The organism is Pseudoalteromonas obscura (genome assembly GCF_030135505.1).
In the GTDB taxonomy this organism is placed as follows: domain Bacteria; phylum Pseudomonadota; class Gammaproteobacteria; order Enterobacterales; family Alteromonadaceae; genus Pseudoalteromonas; species Pseudoalteromonas obscura.
Genome location: NZ_JASJUT010000001.1, coordinates 336,958 through 359,426 on the forward strand (window position 1 = coordinate 336,958; position 22,469 = coordinate 359,426).

Annotated in this window: 20 protein-coding genes and 4 tRNA genes; 6 read left to right on the plus strand and 18 right to left on the minus strand. The window is 40.6% G+C overall.

Annotated elements, in window-relative coordinates; all coding sequences use genetic code 11:
* Window positions 1-134: 134 nt before the first annotated feature.
* From prc to QNM18_RS01510, 9 genes are all read right to left on the minus strand, one after another.
* Window positions 135-2,174 (minus strand): carboxy terminal-processing peptidase, encoded by a 2,040-nt coding sequence (prc, locus tag QNM18_RS01470; protein WP_284136103.1) that lies wholly within the window; start codon window positions 2,172-2,174, stop codon window positions 135-137.
* Between the two features lie 10 nt (window positions 2,175-2,184).
* Complete coding sequence (proQ, locus tag QNM18_RS01475; protein ID WP_023399410.1) at window positions 2,185-2,835, minus strand: RNA chaperone ProQ; 651 nt, start codon at window positions 2,833-2,835, stop codon at window positions 2,185-2,187.
* 12 nt (window positions 2,836-2,847) lie between these two features.
* Window positions 2,848-3,126 (minus strand): hypothetical protein, encoded by a 279-nt coding sequence (locus QNM18_RS01480; protein ID WP_023399409.1) that lies wholly within the window; start codon window positions 3,124-3,126, stop codon window positions 2,848-2,850.
* Between the two features lies 1 nt (window position 3,127).
* Complete coding sequence (locus tag QNM18_RS01485) at window positions 3,128-3,586, minus strand: GAF domain-containing protein (RefSeq protein WP_023399408.1); 459 nt, start codon at window positions 3,584-3,586, stop codon at window positions 3,128-3,130.
* A 136-nt stretch (window positions 3,587-3,722) separates the two neighbouring features.
* A complete protein-coding gene (locus tag QNM18_RS01490; protein WP_349774884.1) occupies window positions 3,723-4,085 on the minus strand; it encodes a hypothetical protein in 363 nt (120 codons plus the stop codon).
* Between the two features lie 169 nt (window positions 4,086-4,254).
* A tRNA-Ser gene (locus tag QNM18_RS01495) sits at window positions 4,255-4,345 on the minus strand.
* Window positions 4,346-4,392: 47 nt separating this feature from the next.
* Window positions 4,393-4,483 (minus strand) — tRNA-Ser (locus tag QNM18_RS01500).
* A 47-nt stretch (window positions 4,484-4,530) separates the two neighbouring features.
* Window positions 4,531-4,621, minus strand: a tRNA-Ser gene (locus QNM18_RS01505).
* A 43-nt stretch (window positions 4,622-4,664) separates the two neighbouring features.
* Window positions 4,665-4,755: transfer RNA gene (locus tag QNM18_RS01510), tRNA-Ser, on the minus strand.
* Window positions 4,756-5,017: 262 nt separating this feature from the next.
* Between QNM18_RS01510 and QNM18_RS01515 the strand changes: the two genes are divergently transcribed.
* Genes QNM18_RS01515 through QNM18_RS01535 form a run of 5 tightly spaced genes read left to right on the plus strand, consistent with a single transcriptional unit; the run spans window position 5,018 to window position 7,049 of the window.
* Entirely contained in the window at window positions 5,018-5,686 is a 669-nt protein-coding gene (locus QNM18_RS01515) for a Bax inhibitor-1/YccA family protein (RefSeq protein ID WP_211013154.1), read from the plus strand.
* A gap of 54 nt (window positions 5,687-5,740) precedes the next feature.
* Window positions 5,741-6,094: a sulfurtransferase complex subunit TusD gene (gene tusD / locus QNM18_RS01520; RefSeq protein WP_211013153.1), complete on the plus strand. Its 354-nt coding sequence runs from the start codon at window positions 5,741-5,743 to the stop codon at window positions 6,092-6,094.
* Entirely contained in the window at window positions 6,091-6,450 is a 360-nt protein-coding gene (tusC, locus tag QNM18_RS01525) for a sulfurtransferase complex subunit TusC (protein ID WP_284136105.1), read from the plus strand. The genes tusD and tusC overlap by 4 nt, the downstream gene beginning before the upstream one ends.
* A complete protein-coding gene (locus QNM18_RS01530) occupies window positions 6,447-6,716 on the plus strand; it encodes a tRNA 2-thiouridine-synthesizing protein (RefSeq protein WP_211013151.1) in 270 nt (89 codons plus the stop codon). Before tusC ends, QNM18_RS01530 begins: the two co-directional genes overlap by 4 nt.
* Window positions 6,717-6,719: 3 nt before the next feature.
* Window positions 6,720-7,049, plus strand: coding sequence for a TusE/DsrC/DsvC family sulfur relay protein (locus QNM18_RS01535; RefSeq protein WP_211013150.1), 330 nt, complete (start codon window positions 6,720-6,722; stop codon window positions 7,047-7,049).
* Between the two features lie 56 nt (window positions 7,050-7,105).
* Here QNM18_RS01535 and QNM18_RS01540 read toward each other — a convergent pair whose 3' ends face one another.
* The 7 genes from QNM18_RS01540 to QNM18_RS01570 all read right to left on the minus strand — a co-directional run bounded on the left by QNM18_RS01540 (window position 7,106) and on the right by QNM18_RS01570 (window position 18,628).
* On the minus strand, window positions 7,106-8,806 hold the full coding sequence (locus QNM18_RS01540; protein ID WP_284136106.1) for a hypothetical protein: 1,701 nt from the start codon (window positions 8,804-8,806) through the stop codon (window positions 7,106-7,108).
* A 397-nt stretch (window positions 8,807-9,203) separates the two neighbouring features.
* Window positions 9,204-9,593: a hypothetical protein gene (locus QNM18_RS01545; protein ID WP_211013148.1), complete on the minus strand. Its 390-nt coding sequence runs from the start codon at window positions 9,591-9,593 to the stop codon at window positions 9,204-9,206.
* A gap of 99 nt (window positions 9,594-9,692) precedes the next feature.
* Entirely contained in the window at window positions 9,693-12,377 is a 2,685-nt protein-coding gene (locus tag QNM18_RS01550) for an ATP-binding protein (RefSeq protein ID WP_417714760.1), read from the minus strand.
* Window positions 12,378-12,416: 39 nt separating this feature from the next.
* Window positions 12,417-14,654 carry a TonB-dependent receptor gene (locus QNM18_RS01555; protein WP_284136107.1) on the minus strand — a complete coding sequence of 746 codons (2,238 nt, stop codon included), beginning with the start codon at window positions 14,652-14,654 and terminating at the stop codon, window positions 12,417-12,419.
* Window positions 14,655-14,767: 113 nt separating this feature from the next.
* Complete coding sequence (locus QNM18_RS01560) at window positions 14,768-17,014, minus strand: NAD(P)-binding protein (protein WP_284136108.1); 2,247 nt, start codon at window positions 17,012-17,014, stop codon at window positions 14,768-14,770.
* 19 nt (window positions 17,015-17,033) lie between these two features.
* Window positions 17,034-17,993 (minus strand): acetoacetate decarboxylase, encoded by a 960-nt coding sequence (locus tag QNM18_RS01565; RefSeq protein WP_284136109.1) that lies wholly within the window; start codon window positions 17,991-17,993, stop codon window positions 17,034-17,036.
* 23 nt (window positions 17,994-18,016) lie between these two features.
* Window positions 18,017-18,628 (minus strand): hypothetical protein, encoded by a 612-nt coding sequence (locus QNM18_RS01570; protein ID WP_211013143.1) that lies wholly within the window; start codon window positions 18,626-18,628, stop codon window positions 18,017-18,019.
* Between the two features lie 299 nt (window positions 18,629-18,927).
* On the opposite strand from QNM18_RS01570, the gene QNM18_RS01575 reads away from it, so the two are divergent.
* A complete protein-coding gene (locus QNM18_RS01575; RefSeq protein ID WP_211013142.1) occupies window positions 18,928-19,764 on the plus strand; it encodes a TIGR02285 family protein in 837 nt (278 codons plus the stop codon).
* Between the two features lie 37 nt (window positions 19,765-19,801).
* On the opposite strand, the gene ttcA is transcribed toward QNM18_RS01575, so the two are convergent.
* Both ttcA and QNM18_RS01585 read right to left on the minus strand, forming a co-directional pair.
* Window positions 19,802-20,695: a tRNA 2-thiocytidine(32) synthetase TtcA gene (ttcA, locus tag QNM18_RS01580; protein WP_211013141.1), complete on the minus strand. Its 894-nt coding sequence runs from the start codon at window positions 20,693-20,695 to the stop codon at window positions 19,802-19,804.
* A 205-nt stretch (window positions 20,696-20,900) separates the two neighbouring features.
* Entirely contained in the window at window positions 20,901-22,460 is a 1,560-nt protein-coding gene (locus tag QNM18_RS01585) for a dihydrolipoyllysine-residue acetyltransferase (RefSeq protein WP_284136110.1), read from the minus strand.
* Window positions 22,461-22,469 lie beyond the last annotated feature (9 nt).

The window sequence follows — 22,469 nt, forward strand, 5'->3', positions numbered from 1 at the left end:
ATTGTGCCAATTATCAATACGGATTGATAAACATGGTCTCATGTTGTCTTGTTGCGGCTGACGATAATAACAAATTTGCAAGCAGGAGTAACGAAAAAAGGCGCTATTGCGCCTTTTTCATTTGGAGTGTCTTATTAACTCGACTTTATATCGTTTTTCACAAGCCTGCCGTAATTAATCATATCTTGCGTAATAAGCGCTGCTTCTTCGAGATACGGATCCATATCTGATATCACATCTGGTACATCATCCAGCTTTTCAATCGCTTCCATCCCTAAACGCTTTAATCTTTCGTTTGTACGGACCAGCGCTCTTTGATCTCTTTCTTCACGCTCTTTTTTACGCTCAGACTCTACAAGCGAAATTGAGACTTCAGTTTCCTGCTCTTTATAACGTTTAATATCGTCGAACACATAGGAAAACTCAGGTTCTTTCGCAATACGCTTGTTATGCTTGTCATTTAAATGACCAATAACAGACGTTAAGTCATCAATCGTTTTATATTTAGCTCTTGCAATACTATCCCAAGGAAGTGCATTGTCTTCTTGGCTTTCTCCCCACTCTTCTGGTTCGATAAATGAAGGGAGTAAAATATCTGGGATCACGCCTTTGTTTTGCGTGCTCCCACCGTTAATACGGTAGAACTTCGCAATCGTATAGGTAATGCTACCAAGTGGGTTTTCAAACAGATCGTAAGTTTTTCTTAGACCCCTGTGCTGCTGCACCGTGCCTTTACCAAACGTTTGTTCACCTATCACAACAGCACGGCCATAATCTTGCATTGCCGCAGCAAATATCTCTGACGCAGACGCGCTGTATCTATCAACCAGCACAGTCATAGGCCCTTCGTAATAGGTTTTTCCATCTTGGTCTTGTTGCACGTCAATACGGTTGTTCGCTGTATGGATTTGGACAATCGGTCCTTTATCAATAAATAACCCCGAAAGCTTCTTCGCCTCGTATAAAGATCCACCACCATTTTGTCTCAGGTCTATCACAATACCATCGACTTTTTGTGCTTTAAGAGATTTAATTTCTTTTAACACATCTTCTGACAGGTTGTTATAGAAACTTGGGATCTCGATAACGCCAATTTTGCTTGTTAGATCTGAATACTGTGCTTCAAACACAGACGACTTCGCTGCGCGATCTTCAAGTCGTATTTTATCACGGGTTATTTCAACAACTTTAGGCGTTCCGTGGGAGTCACTGCCCTTCAGGTACTGCAATCTCACTTTAGTGCCTTTTGGCCCCTTAATAAGGTCAACAACATCATCTAGTCGCCACCCGATGACATCGACAAATTCTTCACCGTCTTGGGCAACACCGATGATTTTATCGTCAGCTTTAATTTTTTCAGATTTATCCGCTGGCCCGCCTGGTACTAGGCTTCGGATAATTGTGTAGTCTTCATCATAACCTAAGACAGCACCAATTCCTTCGAGCTCAAGGTCCATATCCATCTTAAACTGTTCCGCTCTGCGCGGCGAAAGATAAGATGTGTGTGCCTCAACACTACGAGCGAAAGCGTTCATGACGATCTGATAGGCGTCTTCATTATTTGTTTGTACTAATCGCTTTTGAGCATTTTTGTAGCGCTTAGTTAAAATTTCTTTGATACCTTCCCAGTCTTTACCTGTGAGCTTTAAACGCAAAGCATCAGATTTTACTCTTTGACGCCAGAACTCGTTCAACTCCGCTTGGTCTTTGGCAAATTTCGCCTCTTCGCGGTCATAGTAAAATGCATCTGGGGTATCAAACTTCATCTCTTTGTCTAACAAAGAAATGGCGTATTCAAAACGTTCAAAACGTCTTTGCATGCTCACGTTGAACATTTCAAAAGCAAAGTCCAACTTACCACTCATCAGTGCTTCATCAAACTTTGCTTTATATTGTTTAAAAGCATCTACGTCAGACTGAAGAAAAATAGACTTATTGTAGTCCAGTGTTTCTACATATCGGTCAAAAATCTCTTCAGACAATGTTTCGTTGAGCTTAAAACGTTTGTAGTGGTCACGAGTAAATTTACTTGTCACTCTCTTCGTAGCTGTTGCGTGCTGTAATTCTGGCTTAAGCACTGGTATATCTTTTTCTGTTACAACGCTATTTGCTGCCAAACATGTGCTTGAAACAAACAGTGCAACTGCCCCAATGAGTGGTAAATTTTTACTCATACACTACTCCTTATAGAATAAATAGGCTTTCGGCCTTGGTCTTAACCTGCATACCAGTAACAAGCTCAACGTGTACTTCGTCTTTATTGACTTCCGTAATCGTCGCATTTACTAGTGCTTGGCCAAGTTTAACTTTAACTTTATTATTAACCTTGACCTCATTTGCAGGAAGAGGTTCAACTTTTCCTGAACTTCTGCGCTGCTGTTGCTGTGCAGGTTTCTTATTAACTCTAGGCTTTTTATTAGCATGGCGTGGCTGGCCTTGCCCTTTTGATTTGTAAGATTTTGTGTCACCGTCGTTTCGAGGTCTTTGCGGCTTCTTACGTTTAGCCATCTTGGCACGGCTTTCTTCTAGTGCTTTTTGTGCATGTTCAACGTGCTCTTGTTCTACTTTTTCAGCCTGGCCGCCTTCTAAGTCAACACGAAATTCATTTTTAGTTACGGCTTCTAAATAGCGCCAGCTAGATGTGTACTTTCTTAGAGCTTGCCTAACTTGCGTTTTACTAACTTTATCAGAGCCTTCAATCTTCTCAGCGATATCTTTGAAGATCCCGACTTTGAGTGGTTTAATACCATCCTTTTGTTTAAAACACTGAGGAAATTCTGAGTATAAAAACTCCAATACCTCATTAATATCTTTTAGCTTGTTTGTGGTTTCCATGTCTAAACCTATTTAAATATTTTCATCTAATGATGAATTAATATAGTGTGTAACCCAGTCTAAGAGTTCATCTAAGTCGGTTTCAATTAATGCCATATCACCGCGAAGATGTTCCCAAATACCATTTATAATTTGATCAATTTGCTCACTTCCAAGATCTTCGGGTAATCTCTCCCAAGCAAAGTGAATAAGTTCATTAAGCGTTTCTGCAACTTGCTCTTCATCACCTTCCCAGTCGCCAACATCAAAGTTGGAAAACAAGTAGTCTTGTACATTAAGCATATCTTTCATTTTAAAGTGTTTCCTCGAAGCTTTTAACTAACGCTTCTAATCCCAGTCTATCTTGTTCATCAAATCTTGCCAAACTAGGACTATCAATGTCCAATACCGCAAAAACTTTACCTTGCTTATACACTGGTATCACTATTTCTGAATTGGATGCAGCGTCGCATGCAATGTGCCCTTCGAAAGCGTGCACATCTTCAATTAACTGTGTTTTTGCTTCTGATACTGCGGTGCCGCAAACGCCTTTACCAACAGGAATTCGAATACATGCAGGGTTGCCTTGGAATGGCCCTAAAACAAGTTCATTGTCGCCATCCATCAAATAAAAACCGGACCAGTTAATGTCTTCCATATTAGTGAAGAGCAAGGCACTCAAGTTAGCCATATTTGCGATATGGTTTCGCTCCCCATCAATGAGTCCCTTTGCCTGTTGATTTAACAACTCATAAAATTTTTGCTTTTGCATTGTTGGTACTGAACATTCTTACATATAAACAGTAAAGGTACTCTTTCACGCACACAAATGAAACCTTTTACGAGGAAAAAGTACCAATTTGTCGTCAATACAACACCAACTGTTCATTTTGCACACAGCACAATTATTATTGCTTTCTTAAGCTGTATAAAAATAACGCAGACGCCAACGCACACATCACCGCATTAGCTATCAATATCGGCCCCCCCGACACGGAAAGTAACAAAGTCAATGCGGTACCTCCCAACATTGCCACTGTTGTCAGAGCAGAATAGGTTAATTTGTTTCGCTTATATAAAAACAAGTAAACAGGTAAAACGCACAACGCCATTGCCAAGCCAACAATGTGGCCATTGGATATGGCCGTCGTCAACAACTGAATGAATAGCTGTCCCTGCCCTGTAGTAATATAGAAATATATACCTAGTAAACTACCGACAATAAGTGGAGAAAGCATTGAAATGCCGATTGCAGTGGCCACTTTTTTCATCACAAACACCTTAATAAACTATGTTAGAGATTAAGTCTTTGACTTTAGTCCAATCGCATCAATGCTACATTAGTCTCATTTTCCAAACCCAAAGCAGCTTCACACGGTTTAAAATTAAGGTAAGTAATGAATAAAAAAGCCCAAGCTAAAAATTAGCTTGGGCTCAATATGGCGGAGAGATAGGGATTTGAACCCTAGATACGCTATTAACGTATGCCGGTTTTCAAGACCGGTGCTTTCAACCACTCAGCCATCTCTCCGTATTTGTAAAGCATCATGTTGTCATTAAACATATTGCTTGTTGTAGTGGCGGAGAGATAGGGATTTGAACCCTAGATACGCTATTAACGTATGCCGGTTTTCAAGACCGGTGCTTTCAACCACTCAGCCATCTCTCCGTATTTTTAAAGCATTATGTTGTTATTAAACATATTGCTTATTGTAGTGGCGGAGAGATAGGGATTTGAACCCTAGATACGCTATTAACGTATGCCGGTTTTCAAGACCGGTGCTTTCAACCACTCAGCCATCTCTCCGAAACTTGTAAAATCATGTCTAAGACACAATTTATAAATTTAGTGGCGGAGAGATAGGGATTTGAACCCTAGATACGCTATTAACGTATGCCGGTTTTCAAGACCGGTGCTTTCAACCACTCAGCCATCTCTCCGCAGCGGGGCGAATAATAGGGAAACACTTTTAGAATGTGAAGCTTTTTTTTTGCTTTTTTGATTGTTTGGCTAATTTTCGGCTCGTTTGTAGACAAATCCATCTGATCTGGTGACTTTTTTATCAATCTCTTGTTATCTCTGAACTATTTGTCTCAAAATATGGTCTACTATTCGAGAAAGGTTTGCTCAAGCATGTAACTCTTGGTAATCTTTGATAAGTTTAATTATCGGAACATCGTGTTTCTTTTAAGGAGCTATAATATGGCGTTCAATCATTCGTACTCTACTGAAAAAGCAGTATTGTCAACGACTGAAACTAATAAAGTGCTTAAAAACACTTATTTTCTGTTAGCAATGACTTTGGCATTTAGTGCCGTTACTGCTGCAATATCAATGACAATGGCACTGCCACGTTTCACTGGCATGATCTGTTCACTTGTGGCTATGGGTCTGATTTTTGTTATTCACAAAAAAGCACACTCTCCATCTGCAATTGGTTTAGTGTTTCTTTTCACCGGTATCCTTGGTTTTGGCTTAGGTCCGATGCTTAACGCTTATTTAAGTTTACCAAATGGTGGGCTGTTGATCGCACAAGCTCTAGGCTCAACGGCTTTGATTTTCTTCGGTCTTTCAGCATATGCATTGACTACTAAGAAAGATTTCTCTTTTATGGGTGGTTTCTTAACTATCGGTATCTTAGTTACGGTAGGTGTGTCTATCGTAAATATCTTTATCGGTAGTCCAATGTTGTTCATTGCTATTAATGCGGTTTTTGTACTGCTTATGTCTGCAATGATCTTGTTCGAAACAAGTAGAATAGTAACTGGTGGCGAAACAAACTATGTAATTGCAACTGTTGGATTGTATGTTGCTATTTATAACTTGTTCACGTCATTGCTTATGCTTCTTGGCATGTCAAATGATGACTAATCTCGTCATTCTGATAAAATAAGCCCCACTAGGGGCTTTTTTTATGGGTTTTCTTTGAGCCAGTTTATTATTTCAGTACATTGTGGTCCTGAAGATCATGACTCTTTACAATGTATCGAGCGCTTCATAAGCGCTGCACTCCAACAAAAGCACACAATCAAGTGCGTTTTTTTATACCAAGAGGCTGTATTACACGCCAGCCAGCACTTTCATTTATCTAGTGATGAGTTGCAAGTCAACAATGTTTGGCAAAACGTCCACAATCTAGGTATTCCACTCAAGTTGTGTGTCACCGCAGCTGAAAAACGAGGGATCAATACCGCTGATACTGGGATATTTACAGTTGCTGGTCTCGCTGAGTTCGCAATGGAAACGTGTCAAAGTGACAAATGGGTGCAATTCAAATGACCAAAAAAATACTAGTAATTTGTGACGCTTCCCCCTTTGATAACCAAAGAATAAGAGACAGCTTGGATATGGCCTTAATTTTTGCAGCTGTCGATCAGGAAGTAAGCTGGCTGTTTAGAGGCCCCTCAGTACTGGCGCTTAAAAAAGACCAGCAGCCAACTAAGCTGGGTATTAAAGATTTTCTGAAACAGCTAAAGACGTTAGAAATTTACGATGTTGACCGCATTTTTGCATGCGAGTCTGCCTTAGCACAATTTGCATTGGCTCCCGAGCAAATTAGTATAGATATTGAAGTCTTAGACGTTAGCCAGCAAAAAGCGTTGATTGACACACAAGAGTACGTGGTAAAGTTATGAGTTCTACATTACACATTTTTTCAAAACCCAAAAGCTATTATACCGCTTTTGATATGAACCTTGTTGGTATACATGACAAAATTTTACTACAACAGGATGCGTGTTATGACCAATCACAGTTTGCTTCGAACAGCCCTGTGCAAATCTACATGCTTGAAACTTGTGCGATAGCTCGTGCAGTGACACCAATAGACTCAATACAGCAAGTCGATGATCTGAGCTGGGTTGATCTAATTGCCAATTGTGACAAATCAATAACGTGGTAAATTATGCTAGAAGTAGATAACAAAATAATTGAAACCGACAAAGAAGGCTATCTTTTAGACCACTCAGACTGGGATGAGAGCCTTGCTCCTATCATTGCATCTCAAGAAAATATTATTCTGACTGATGCACATTGGGAAGTCATCAAATTTGTGCGCAACTTTTATGAGGAGTACGGTACTAGTCCCGCAATCCGTATGCTAGTAAAAGCAATTGCGAAAAAGCTAGGTGAAGACAAAGGAAAAAGTATTTATTTATATAAGCTTTTTCCTAAAGGTCCCGCAAAGCAAGCAACTAAAATAGCTGGGCTGCCAAAACCTGCAAAGTGCATATAAAAAGAGAAGGTGTTACCTTCTCTTCTATTCTCTGTCCTAACAACTTCAAATCGATATCATTCATCAATTGGCCATGTAAATGGCACGTTTGGAATTGAGAGGCCTCGCGCCAATACTGATTCTGCAACGCTAAGCGATGGATCTGTTGGCGCCCATAAATCTGTGTTAAACGTTGATGAGGCATCTTCTGAGGCAATATCACCCAGCACCCCACTTGCGTCTATATCAAATACGAATGACCCTGATCCGTCATAACCACAGGAATTGGTTGGTGCATATTCAATGTTTGCTCGATGATCAGTACCTAAATACACATTAGTTGAAGAGTCAAATTCAAAGAATTGCCTTTGCGTAAATTCTTGTAAACTGTGACTATTACCTGGGCCAGCCCAATTACAAATAAAACCCTGAACCAAGCCACTAGTTTCATCAATATCAGTGCCATAGCCAAAATGCGCTTCTCCATTTTCCAGAGTTGCATCATTAAACCCAATGTTGAGAATGCGACTATGAGAATCATTGACGCCAGCTTGCCACACATAAGCATAATCACCAGCTAAACTAGTTAAGTTGAAATCTGCACCAAAGATTGCGAAGTTTTCACTCCACCCGTCGCTATTGTCAGTACTGTGATATTTGTTCTTTACATCCACTTGTTGGTCACTATTGAATGCACCTGCAATTGAGTGCCCACAGTTAACAGCTGACCTTGATTGCAATGACATTTGTTCGCCATTACGTTCATAGGCAAGTGATCCCACCAATGTCCGTGCATTTTGACTGCAATTACCACCGGGAAATTCAATACCAGCTACCCCAACCTCTCCTTCAACAGAAAAGTTTAATAACCCTGTATAGTTTGTCGCGCTACTCCCGGGTGTATGCATCATCGACATCATTATCTCATAGTCCGATCCTGATACCGTATAAGTCAAATCAATACTATATTGCCAAACCCCAGACGTAAGCTCTATGTTTGCCGAACTGAAAGTAATGTCAGCCAGTCCTTTCGAGTTCATTTGTGTGGTTAAGTCAACTGAGCTTCCTTCGGATGGTAGCCCCGCACCATCATCTATCGCAGCAGACACCATACTCGCCAATGTCATTAGCGCCATACGTGAACGCTCTCTAACGGCGCGCAGTTGCGAATTTGTTTGCGCGACAGCACATGCATTACCATTTTTTGCACTTGCGAGCCAAAGTCCAAGATCTCCTGTTGGCAAAGTTCCTGAGCTAGTACTTGGGTCAGTAGCATCAGGGTGTCCCTGATAAGCAACTTGAGGACCAAAACAGTCTGCATTCACACTGTTTCTATAAAATGAGCCAATTCTAAATACATCTCTCAGTGGCGTTTCTCCACTTAATAATGCGTCAATTCTTCTCGTAGCCCAGAAATAAGTTGGCGATGCAGGCCCTCTTGCTTCATGTGCCCTATAAACATATTGCCGATCTTGCTCATCACTACTATCAGAAAAAGGTGAGGCCACCGCCAGAGATTTGGGAAAATATAGCCCTCTTTCACCCACTTCGTCAGTGTTGCTATCATCTGTTGTGTCATCCTGTGACGCTGAATCATTATTCACATCACTATTTTGATTGTCACTACTTTGGCTCGAATTGTTACTCTGATCACTCGATGTTTGTTCACTCGTACTATCCTGTTGCGATTCGCTATTTACCTGAATTGGACTATCGCTCTCTGACGAAGAGCAACCAACAACCAAAGACGCCATAATTACTGGAATATAAGCTTTCATATTTGCATACCTTCTTTGTCTAACCCTGTACAAATAACTTATGCTAAAAAGTGCAACGGAACAAAGTTGACAGCATTAACACCTGTCATTAACTGTTCATAAAACACACACCTTTTAATGAGTTTCCGGCCACCATAATGAGAATAATTATTCATTAAAATTGATTATTAATTTCAACCATTAGATAACATAAAGAATTACAAACACTTTCTTTAATGTAGAAATGTTAGCCTAAAACAACAGGCTTTATACAATTTCTTACATCAAATAGTGAACTTTTTCAGTGACTAGATGCTTTATACAGGTTGTTAAGCCTAGTTGGAGCGGATCCGACAGGCTTAACCTGATAGCTTTTTTGGAAGGGGTTTGACTTTTAAAACTGACGCAGTGGTACTACTTACTCAACCCTTTTCCAGATCTCATACTCAATAAACTTACCGTTTTCAACCAATTTGTGATGCCATAAATTATCTTTAACTTCGTACGTAAATGACATAGTGCGGCCAATCAAGCTATCAACATTTCCTAACGTCACCGTTTCAATAAACTTATTGCCTGTCACTTTATATGTCCCACCACCTGCATAGTGAAACTTATTATCGCTGCTGGTTATATAACTGAAGTGAGACTCATTGATTATTTTTGTGGAGGTTACTTGGGGAGCAGATGCCTTAACCCTGCCCGATTCAGTGGCGTATTCACCACTGACAAATTCCCAAGTTCCAACTAATGGGTTTGCAATTGCGATTGGGCTTACAAGCACACACATCAACGCTAAATACTTCATAATTATCACCTTAATCCGTTGTAACTGTTTTTAAAGTAATTATAAAATTAGGAGACTGTGATGAACAAATGCTTATTTTTCAAGTTGTAGCGGCTTCAATTATACAGCCTGTCCGCAATCAGACTCATCAATAACTTTATTTATAAGGTCAAATAAACGAGCGAGCACTTTCTCAACATCTTGCCAGTTTTCTTGCTTCAGTAATAAATCAATTTGTGACACTGTTTGATATATTTCATGGCAATCAAACATCGCAGATGTGCCCTTTAATGCATGAATGGAACGTGCTAGCCCTTCATAGTCCTTGTATTTGAGCTGATTCTGTAGCTGCACAAGCTGTTCGTGCAACCCGTCTATATACTGCATTTTAAGCTGCTTAAATTCTTCATCAGGTAGGCTAAGCTCATCATCAACAATAATATTGAGATAATGAGAAATCTTCTTCGCAAATTGGGCCCTGTCTATGGGTTTTGCTAAATGATCTGTAAAGCCTAATTTTATATAGCGCTCAACTTCATGACTCATAGTATTTGCTGTGAGCGCAATGACAGGGGCTGTGCAACCTGTGGCTTGAATAAAGTTGAATGCTTGTTCGCCATCCATAACTGGCATTTGAATATCCATTAGAATTAAATCAAACTCGTTGTCTAAAACAGCTTGGACCGCCAACTGACCATTTTCTACTGCGGTAACATTCAAGCCCATTCTTTCTAATATACGAGTAATAAGTCGACAGTTATCACTGTGATCCTCTGCTAATAGTACCTCTCCTTTTAACTCTTCGGAATCTAGCTCATGATTGGACTGTACATAAACATCACCTTGATGATGGATATCTTCAAAGGAAGTTACCCATTTAGTGCGCTCTGTAGTAAACAGGCTCAACGACAATGTAAATGACGTACCTGAGCCAACTTCACTTTCAACCTCAATATCACCATCAAGTTTTTGTGCCAAACTTTTAGAGATATTTAGCCCAAGTCCAGTGCCTCCATATTTACGGGTTGTTGAGGAGTCAGCTTGATAGAACGCGCTAAACAATTCTTTTTGCTCTTCTGACGTCATACCAATTCCAGTGTCTTTAACACTGATGTAAAGCCTTTCATCTTTACAACTAACTTCAATTGAAATTTTTCCTACCGATGTAAACTTCAATGCATTCGAGGTTAAATTAAGTAATATTTGCCTTAATCTAGTCGGGTCAATCACAACATAATCGGGCAGAGGAAATTGATAATTGAGCTCAAACTCGAGCCCTTTATCACGTATTTGTTTACCGAGTAGAGACTCAACATGAGCTATTGATTGAAACAAGTTTGCTTCAATAAGCTCTACTTCAAGGCGATTAGCCTCAATCTTAGACATATCTAAAATGTCGTTTATCAGCCCCAGCACATGTCGTGAGTTTTGCAAAATAACAGTGATGGCATGATTTCTTTCGTGCGGCTTAATGTCGCCCAATATGATGCCATCGGCATAACCTATAATAGAGGTCATTGGTGTTCTAATTTCATGGCTCATATTTGCCAAGAATCGACTTTTAGCTTCACTGGCGTCACGCAATTCCGAAGCAAGCTGCTCCAATTCATAAGTGCGCTTAAGCACTTTCGCTTCTAGGTTTTTATTCAGCTCAATATTTTCTTCGCTGGTCAAGCGGACCTTATCCGCTACAGCAAATGCTAAAAACATTGCATCTAATGCGACACCAATGAGTCCGAGTAAATACAAATTGACAGCAATTGGTGGTAACAAGCCGAGATTGGTAAAATTGCCAATCATATTTGGCACTGCCATACATACATAGGCTAGGATGAAATATCTGGCAGGCTTAAACCCTTCTGAGATGCGCAAAATCCCGATATAAACGCCTAGGCACAATGCGACCCCCGTGGACATGGTCGCCCATAAAAAGCCAAAACCAGGGAACAGAATACTAAATGGTGTTCCTATAGCTGCGATAACACCAACCCAAATTGACGCAGAAGAAAGGTTTGGGTGTTTTTCTTTGAGTTTCAACAGACAATTATAAAACAACGCATTGCTTATTGGCGATAATGTAAAGCCAAGCCAATGTAAGTGAGCGGAATAAAAACCAAATAATTGGTCCGAAATATGAAAGAAATGACTCCATGCAAACACCATGGTCGCCGCAAAAATCGCATAATATAGGTGAGTTAAATCTTTTGAGCCGATGTAGATAAGTAAATTGTATAGACCCAATACGATACCAACGCTAAAGCATATCATCATGATTAAATTATCAATCACAACTTGCTCTTTAAAGTCTTTAACAGGTACCAATTCTAGCTTAATCGGAGTATAGAAATAGTCGCTTTCGAACAAAGTGACGATGTAATAGTCTTGATTTGGCAACAGCTCGATAGTATTTCCGTAATGAAACGCAAATTCATTTTGTACCATGCCACCAGAGTAATAACGCTTTACATCGTTTTTAGAATAGATCCGAGTTTCTATATTGGATAATACTGTATTATACGGATAAAGTACGAGCTGCTCGTAGTTGGATATATTCTTTATTTTAGTGACAAGCCAATAGCGTCCTGAAAATAGTGCACGATCACGTTGCGCTTCAAGCCCACTAGCCCAGCTTGCTACATTTTCAAATGAATCGGGGAAACGAGTATCATCTTTTGCGGCAAGGACCAAGCCCCTGTCGTGCAAATTAACCCCCGTTTCTATGCCATCATAGACATACTGCTGAGCACTCACAGAGTACGATATCAACAAAACTATAAAACTAAGTATTAATCTAATTCGATACATTATCGGCCTGACAACCCATTAAGATGAGCTAACAATACTCTAAAAGTTATATGTAACATCGATACCAACTCTTTGCCCCTCTCCTTTAAAGTCTTCCAGCATTCCTAAAAATGAGCTTAAATCAAATTTTAAGTGGCTATATTCTTTATCAAACAAGTTCTTGCCCCAAAGACCAAATTGCCAGCTTTGATATTGATACGTAACATTTGCTCTCCACAGCGCGTAACTTGGTTGCATTGCGTAAGGATTTTGGTTTTGGTCAAAGTAATACTCAGATTGATAGTCTACACCAATCACCGTATTTAACTCTCCGCTATTTATAGGATATGAATACGCCAGTTCAGCACCAATATTCCACTCGGAGGTAAAGGGAAGGCGGTTGTCCGTCAATTTATTACCTAATGGATCTGTAAATTCTTCAAAGTTTGCTTCTGGAATATAGCCAATTGCCAGACGTGTTGTTAAGTTATCAATAAATACATATTCGAGCTCTAACTCTGCTCCATAAATTGTTGACTCACCTACATTTTCTAGCAGCTGTAAAGGAGGCGCATTTGGCGTAGAAGACGCTTGGTTCATAAACACTTGCTGGTCTTTGTAGTCATAATAAAACATCGCACCAGAGAGGAAAAATAGTCCGTCTTCATTTAATTTAAAGCCAACTTCATGCGCTAGAGTCTCTTCAGGGCCATAATCAGCTAACCTTGCCTGTTCGGCAGACGAGAGCAAACCTCCATTATATCCGCCGCTTTTAGTGCCATTAGCAAGTGAGTAATATATCAACAAGTTGTCTTTGGGTGTGTAATTCCATGCAAGCTTTCCTGATATCCCATCATCTTCAACTTCACCTTTAACCGTATAAAACGGAATAATAGTGCCATCCAATTCACCAGGGGTAGTGATGAAGTTTAATCTAGAAACAGAGTCATACTCTACGGATTCATCAGAAAATCGTGCACCTATAGTGAACATGTGCTTCTTATCGAGTCGCCATTCGTACTGAGAAAATAGCGCAAGTGACTTAGATATTATTTCATTGTCATAAAAAAATGTCGTCGTTAAGGTCGGTGCTAAGACACCTCTCAAATCTCGCAAAATATCATTGTGGTTATTTTGATAGATCCGCTCCTCAAGTTGGAATATGCCCAATGTCCAGTGGTTTTGGCCTAGCTGGCTTTGATATCTTAGCTCATTTGTAACCAGTTCACTTTTCAGCCCGAGCTCCCCTTCACATAAACGCGCTGGACTACCATCGCAATTAAACGCGTGGTCTCTGTCTAGTCGATTAAAGCCATTTAAATAGGTCAAGTAAGCGTCTTGCTGCACTTCCCACTGGAGCTCAAGTCCCCACCCTTTATATATACTTAGGTGCGGAGAATTGTTGTTTACACTGACAGCCCAAAAATCTTCGCTGCCATCATTAAAACCAAAACTGTCAACACACCCTGCACTTCCAGCTTCTTTTGGTGAACACTTTATCGGATTTACAGGATTGGGGTCTTTGTATATACCGATATTTCCAACGGGTTGCACTATACCATCCCAATGCCCGTAATAACCTTTAATATATGCGCTCCAGTTATCCCATTCACCAAGGTAACTGACTCTGAGATCGCTTTGCGTTAGACCCGCTTCAGGGGAAGATTCTAACAAGTTGTAACTTGTGTATTCGTAATCCGTGTGATTAAAGGCAAATCGGACAGCGCTTTCGTCATTAATAGTCGCATTATAGGCACCTTGGGCTCTACGCCAATCATCTGTCCCTGCTCCGACTTTCACATAGCCATAATTGCCATCGTCAGGGCGTTTTGATCTTACCAGTAGTGCCCCTCCTGTACTATTTCGGCCAAACAAAGTACCTTGTGGCCCCTTTAGCACTTCCACTTGTTCAATATCAAACAAGTTTGCAATTTGATTGTTTGCAGAACCAACAGATAAACCGTCAACATACATAGCAACTGGCGAGGTATTTGCTGTGTTGTAGTCCAGTAGGCCAATACCTCGGATATTGATTGCTGGTGGCGTACCTTCAGCTGCATTTTGGCTGATCTTCAGATTTGCTACATAATGACCAAGCTCTGTGGCATCTTTGATCCCTTGTTGTGTAATTCGCTCAGCACTGATAGTGGAGATCGAGACACTCACATCCTCGATATTTTGTTTACGTTTTTGGGCATATACCTCAATGACTTCCATTGAGTCATCGGTTGCATGTGTTGTATATGAACTTAAAAGTACAGGCATTAAAGATATTGATATGACAGAGAGTTTAAACATGTCCGTTCTCGTTAGTTTTTGCAGTATTCACCTTGCACTACTCAGTATAGCCCAAATGAAAAGACCTCCAATAAAATTGCAGGTCTTTTCTGTTACTTACCTCATATTATCTCTTAAGTACCATCTGGCTCAAAGCCATTTTCTCCGCTGATTTCGTTTGGTAGTCCACAAATTGCTCTAGAGGTTTGCATACCAGCCATCACCGCAGCTTCGACACACCCAGCATTGACTCCTGTTTTGATCCAATCACCTGTTATGAATAGGTTTTTAAATATTGTGCCATCAGTGGCTAAGCGAAAGTCACTGCTACCGGTGACTGACAACACATAGCGTTCACTTGGATCAACATTGACACGCCAATATTGTGAATCAAACCTTTGCTCTGTCGGCGCGCTTCCGGGGTCATAAACAACGTCCCAAATAAATTGACCAGTGGCATCATAAGCTGATGGCCACAAAGGCTTCATTTCTCTATTAAGCTTTTCCACTGCATTCGCTTTCACCTTAGCGGTTTGCTCTATTGGAAATGTGTGCTCACTTTCAGGTGGGTAATAATCGCATGTAAATGCACTACAAAAATATGCTATGTTGCATGGACCACTCGCGGGCCATTCTTCAACGGCCAATAAGTTTGACATAGCAGCCCAAGTATCAAATGGCTGTGAAAAAGCACTGAGTATTGGTCGCTCTTCACTTGGCGGTGTATAGTTAAACCCAAGCTGCTCGTCAGTTTTATTTAGCCACACTTGAAACGCTTGCGTTGCAACCGTTTTTACTTTTGTGCTTTGTTGTTCAAACCCGTAATCAAGTGACAATAATTCAGGGCAGAGATGCTCCAAAGAACCAACCGAAATACCAAATACGACTTTGTCGAAGTCACGCATACGTTTGAGTGTTTTTCTTGGCAAGGGTCTTTGATAGTGCTGCTCATATACACTTGGCCAGTCACTCCAAAACGACTCCAAATTAATGTTATTTGCGCGAATGAGCTCTGCCTGTTCATCGACAATTTGATCAAGGTTAGGTTTTGCCGGCCAGCATGGTAGGCCTTTGACATCAACAAAAGGTTGATACGCGCCATTTTTAAGCTCTACTTGCTCAATAATCGAAATTTCATCGACAACATAATTTCCGTTTTCATCTTGTCCTGGCTTGAGGTGTTCGACCTGATTAAAGAACTCAAATTTGACCCCTCGCTCGCTCAGCAACTCATAAATTGGTGAGAAAATGATGTCTCCCATGCCAGCTTGCATTTTCCACATTACACCGCCTTTATAGCAAAGCATAATTCGCAACATCGCCAAAGATGCGACACCGGCCTCAACATCACCTCGCTCAAAATCACCATCTACATAGCCAAAAACAAGGTCGTAAAAACCTCGAACCGGAGCAGATTCCACTGCATATTCTTTGTCAGCGCCATTTCGCGCCAACCAGTACTTAAAATCGTATTGATTAAGCACACCAAAGCCTTTGGCATGTACTCTATCTCTGATCATCCCTACTGTCATTGCAATTGCCAAATCGGCACATATATACGCGCGTCGAACATTGGGGTTATCATCAATTAACTCAAGCGCCTCTGATCTCAGCCAGCGTTTTAACTTTCTAACAATATACCAAGTGACTAATCGGTCTTTGGAATTTGATAATTTTTTGTCTTTTGCTCTTAAACTCATTAAATCATGTAACTGAGATATAAGCAGTTTTGGTGTGGACAAAATGTCCTGAGCCTCATCAATGGCGCTGTCAAAGAATGATTTGACCTTGTCTTCCACACTGTCAAAAGCATCGGAAATTTCACCCGCCAAATGTTGTAGTAGACTTCTGTCACGCTGCTTACGCGTCTGTAGCCGAGTTTGCCGATTAGACGCCTCAATAGCTTCTTCCAGTTCATCAATCCATTTGTGCAGCCAAGCAACGACCAGTTCAATCAATTGCCAAAAATGTAAATCAAGTGTGCCATCGGCTGGGTTCCCATCAATTAGGGGGAAGTCAACTGGCCACGTTTCCCACTGATTATCAATATACTCTTGCAACACTACAAAGCTGTGGGGTTTAAGTGCTTGCTGCCAAGTATGGATAGGTACTGTCGATGGCCGATTCAGTTCATTGTAAACAGTCTCTATCGCACGAAACGAATTAACATAAGCACCAAACCAAACATGCAAGCCATGCTCTTCAATACGCTCACCTAATTGTGCGTTTCTGCCGCTAGCGCCTTTTCCACCTAAACGCCACCCAAGCTGATAAACTGTGATGTCATAAAGGTCTTGCCAGTTTTCTTTTTCGGTTAGATAAACCGCGGCCGTCATTGCAGATACGCCGCCCCCCAAAATAGCAATATGTTCTTTAGTCATTTTGTTCCCTTACTATGTATTATAGCTCTGCCGTGACGATCTCTTTTGCACCGTCTTGATCAAAGTCCATGCATAAAAAGTAAGGTAGCTTAGCGAATTGCTCACCCACCTTTATGCCAAACATTTCTTGTAAGGGGAAAGCGTCTACTTGGTTAAAAGTAACCTTATATTCATCTTTCAAAAAACCCAACTTGTGGACTTTTTTCACTGTGGATGGAGAGTGAACAACTGCACTATAAACGCTATTTTGAGCATAACCATCGGGAAACTGTTTAAATAATATTTGTGCGAGTTGTGGATTGGTAAAACCGGTGAACAGTTGTTTGAAAAAGTCGATGCTGACGCCCAAGTCATGCACACTACTGTGGATCAAATCAGCCACTTCTTTGCCAATCTCAATAGCTTCTTCAAACCATGTATCATCATCAGCAACACGATTGATTGACAGTAATTCATACCACGCCATTTTTTTGTTTGGCTCAAAAGGTTGAAATGTCTCTAGGCTCAATGAAAAATGATCGGCCCTATCTTGGCTACTTGGCATTTGGTACTTACACAAATACTTGTTGTACCCCCAAGTTTCACGACCATTAACCAATGCATTGATATTGTTCACTGTAATAAATGCGGGGTACCAATACAAATGAGTCATTTTATTTTGTTGTTTATTGATCTGAGCAATAGGCAACCAAACGATAATATCCGTCTCTTGCATATAGCCATAATCACTAAACGGCGGTACTTTTGAGGCAATATTTTCAATATCTGTAAATGTTAAGAGGCAGTACGATGACAATGCCCTAAACGCGATGGCTTCACTTCGAACACTATTGAGCGTGGAGTCAACGTAACTTTGAATAGTTTCCAACTCCCCTTTAACAAAAAAGCCATACATCATTGCGTTAAGCATTCTGCATGGCGGTTTAGCAATTGGGTTACCAGGGAAGTGTCTATAAGGAATACGGGGCTGATCTGACATACATAACTCCTTTTCATTAAGTTTTACATAGTCAATTCTAGTCCACTTTTTATCCTTCGGTTGGCTAATTTCAACTTAATTGCTTCTTCAATACTGTACTGACACAACGCTGTAAAGTGCTGTAAAGCAGACGGATTAAATTGGGCAGACAATGAGTTCATAAAACCATGTTCATACCGCGTTCGATAGCATTGTATACCAGGCATTGCTGACAAGTGGTGAATCACAGGTTTAATGTCAAAATGCTTTTCTTGGTAAGGGAAATAAATATCGACATCACATCTGGGATGAAGCTGCAAATAGTTTCTAATTTGACCTGGATAGAATGCGATAAGTTTAGTGGTACTTTTAATAGGCATTGCCGCAAGAGCACGCCAGCTAGCAACAGCACCTGCTGAAAAGCCAATAATCAGATCTGGCTGTTTGTCTGAGATAGCCTCAACCACTTTTTGAAAATATTTATCATGACCTACGGAGCCTATAAATTGCTTATAGGCGCTTTCTTCATCTCTATTCAAATGCCCTTGTCTAAACGGGTATGGAGAACATATTGAGGTATTTCCATCTAGCTCATTGACGAAGTTCTCTAAACATTTCGTTTGTCCAAATATGTCACTGACGATAAGCGTATTCATAGTTTTCTCTTATTATTGAAATTAACTTAACTCGCCAACCTTGTATTTTACCTTAAGTATGATTTGTAGAACACTCTTTAATACTCAACAACAAGACCAATCCTTGTATTAACTCATTGGCCACCGCTTTAACTTGCTTTAAGGCTGGTGTACGAATCTAAATGTAGCAAATACATATAATTTGTAAAACAAATTACAATTAATATACATCTATAATGACCAATTAATCTGTTTTGAATTGGCAATTCAAGGGAGTTTGTTGCTAAGCTTTATTAGTAACAACAACATGAGGGCTTGATGTGCGCAAAGCGTTGCTACTATTAATAATGTTGACCTGTGCAGCTGAAAGTAAAAGCATAGACTGGATTATCACTGACTTCCCGCCCTATTATATGATTAGTGATGCCAATGAAGGTACGGGCAGAGACGAATTGATCATTGACTTACTTCATCAATATTTACCAGCATACAGTGACAATAAAGTATATTTTCCAGCCAGTCGTGCAATAAGAGCACTCAGCGATAAGCGACATACATTTTGTATGCTTTCTTTACATAAAACGCCACAGCGTCAAAAGTTCATTCAATTTAGTAATCATTACACCACTGTAGGCCTCTCCCCAACAATTGTCATGGCGAAAAAAACATTAGAGGCATTGGGCTATAAGGATTTAGAGCAAATCAAACTTAAAAAGTTTATCGAGCAACACAAGCTAGTACTTGGCGTGATGATGCAACGTTCATATGGAAAGCAACTAGATGCAATTATTAACTCAATGCCAAAAGGGCAAGTTGTTGTTCGACCCGGTCAGGATGCGTTGGAGAGTTTGACACACATGTTAAGCAAAGGTCGCGTAGATGCCGTCATAGGCTATCCAAGTGAACACTTTTATTTACACCAATTAACTGGTCAAAAAGAAATGGTTCAGTTGCTAATTGAAGATGTGCAACCCATTGCATATGGGTATGTTGGATGCACTAATAATGAGTCTGGAAAGCAGATAATTAATGAAATTGATCGGATATTAAACGACGTAGCGAAAAGTCAGGCATTTAAAGAGATCATGCTAAAGTGGCTGCCGAGTTACCTCAACATCAAGCTCAGTACGCTGATGAAAAACCCCAAAGCAGAATGACCCAGATGCTGAGTCTTTCTGTATCTGGGGGCACCGATTAGATATTCGTTACATCGATAAACAAGGACTCATCAATATTAGTAGATGATACTGTCGCTTCACTAAATTGATATTCATCGCGCTCAGCTTCTCTGTCAATGGGTAAGTTTTCGAAGTCAAACAAATTGGTATCTGCCAGTTGGCTTGGGCTTACGTTTTGAAGAGACTTGAAAATGCTGTCAACGCGTCCAGGTGTTTTTTTATCCCACTCGATAAGCATCGCCTTGATATTCTGTCTCTGTAAGTTTTCCTGAGAACCGCACAGATTACATGGAATGATTGGGAAATCTTTATGTTCCGCATACTTAATCAGGTCTTTTTCTCGGCAATAGGTTAAAGGCCTGATAACGACGTTTCTGCCATCGTCCGACCTTAATTTTGGCGGCATTGCTTTTAATCGAGAGCCGTGAAACATGTTTAAAAACATTGTCTCAACAATATCATCCATGTGATGGCCGAGCGCCAACTTTGTAGCCCCGATCTTTTCAGCAAATGAATACAAGGTACCACGGCGTAAACGAGAGCAAAGACCGCAGGTTGTCTTTCCTTCAGGTACCTTCTCGCGCACTACTGAGTAGGTATCTTTATCGACGATGTAATAAGGAATATCCAAGGTTTCGAAGTACTCCGGCAAAATATGCTCGGGAAAGCCTGGTTGCTTTTGATCCAAGTTTACGGCGATGACTTCAAATTTAATGGGCGCAGCTTTTTGCAAATTCAGTAAGATATCTAGCATGGCAAAAGAATCTTTACCACCACTAATACAAGCCATTACAACATCACCCTCTTCGATCATGTTATAATCTTTAATTGCGTTACCTACATTTCTGCGCAGTTTTTTCTGCAACTTATTAAATTCAAGTATTTCTTTTCTATCGTCTGTCTGATTCATTACGACTTCTCAAGCCCAAAACGGATGGCTTTTTAATTGCTACGGGTAAAAATTTTAAGGAGTGAATTATACGGGCTTTTACATAAGGTTGGAACATATCAATTTAGATAAACAAATTACATTTCTAAAAAGTGCTCTACTGGCATAAAAAAGCCTCAAAAATCAGAGTTTTTGAGGCTTGTAAAGGACCTTTACAATAACAATTCTAGCGCATAGCCATCATCATTTTTGCAGGCTCTTCCAAATATGACTTCCATAAGTTATTGAATCGAGCAATCGTACCGCCATCAATAACACGGTGATCGCCAGACCAGCTAACTTGCATAATAGAGCGTGATACTACGTTACCATTTGCATCAAACCTTGGTAAATGTTGCAGTTTACCGAGTGCTACAATTGCCACTTCTGGCTTGTTAATAATTGGCGTAGCAGTCGTACCACCGATAGCACCAATATTAGATATTGAAATCGTGCCACCTTTTAAGTCATCTGGAGATACACGCCCTTCTCTAGCCGCATCAGTAAGCTTCGTTACCGCCTCGGCAACATCGACTATCGACTTGTTTTGGCACCCTTTAATATTTGGTACCAACAAACCTAACTTACTGTCGACGGCCATACCAATGTTATGGTCATCAAAATAGGTGATTTCAGTGCAGTCATCATTCACTTGAGAATTCAAAATTGGGAACTCTTTGATAGCCAATGATAATGCTTTGATAAAGAAAGGCATCATAGTCAACTTAATACCTTGCTTCGCATACTGCTCTTTTAAAGACAACCTCAGTGCGATTAAATCTGTTAAATCAATTTCGTCGCTGTAAGTAAAATGCGGAATCGTAGAAACAGATGCAACCATTTGCTTGGCCATCGCAGCTTTCATGCCTCGAATAGGCTCAACGCGTGTGCCACCAACACTTGGCGTCGCTACAGGCGCAACTGGACTTTTAGGCTCAGTTGTCGCTACAGCTGGCACAGCACCTTGTTTTAGGAATTTCTCAAGGTCTTCTTTATAGACACGACCATTCTTGCCACTGCCTGGAACCAATCGAATATCAATATCCATTTCACGGGCGCGGCGTCTAACCGCTGGAGAAGCGACCGCTTTACCATTGACGACTGGAGTCTGAACTGCAGGTGTTTCGACAGCTTGAGGTTTATGTATAGCAAGCTCAGCTTCTACTGATTTAGCAGGTGTTGATGTAGCACCAACAGAGTCCGCCAAACGAACTTGGAATAATGGGCTATGTACTTGAGCAATATCACCCTTTTGGTAGTAAAGCTTTTCAACAACGCCATCATACTTCGCAGGAATTTGGACGAGCGCTTTATCAGTCATCACATCGCAAACTGCTTGGTCTTCTTTGATTGACTCGCCTTCACTTACTAGCCACTCAACGATTTCACACTCAACTATCCCTTCACCAATATCTGGCAATATAAAGTCTTCAAGGTGGTCACCCTGTGGGCTTACTGCCTGCTCACTCTCTTCAGCGGCATTGTTCGTCACTTCTTGTGGCGCCTCACCTGCTACATTCATTGCAAATAGTGGCTCATGCACTTTTGCGATGTCGCCTTTTTCGTAATGTAGCTGTGTGATCACACCGTCATGGACCGCTGGAATTTGTACTAAGGCTTTGTCAGTCATAACATCACAGATTGGCTGATCTTCTTTAACTGTTTCGCCGACTGCCACTAACCACTCGACAACTTCACATTCAACAATGCCTTCGCCGATATCTGGTAAAATAAACTCTTTAGACATGACTTATCC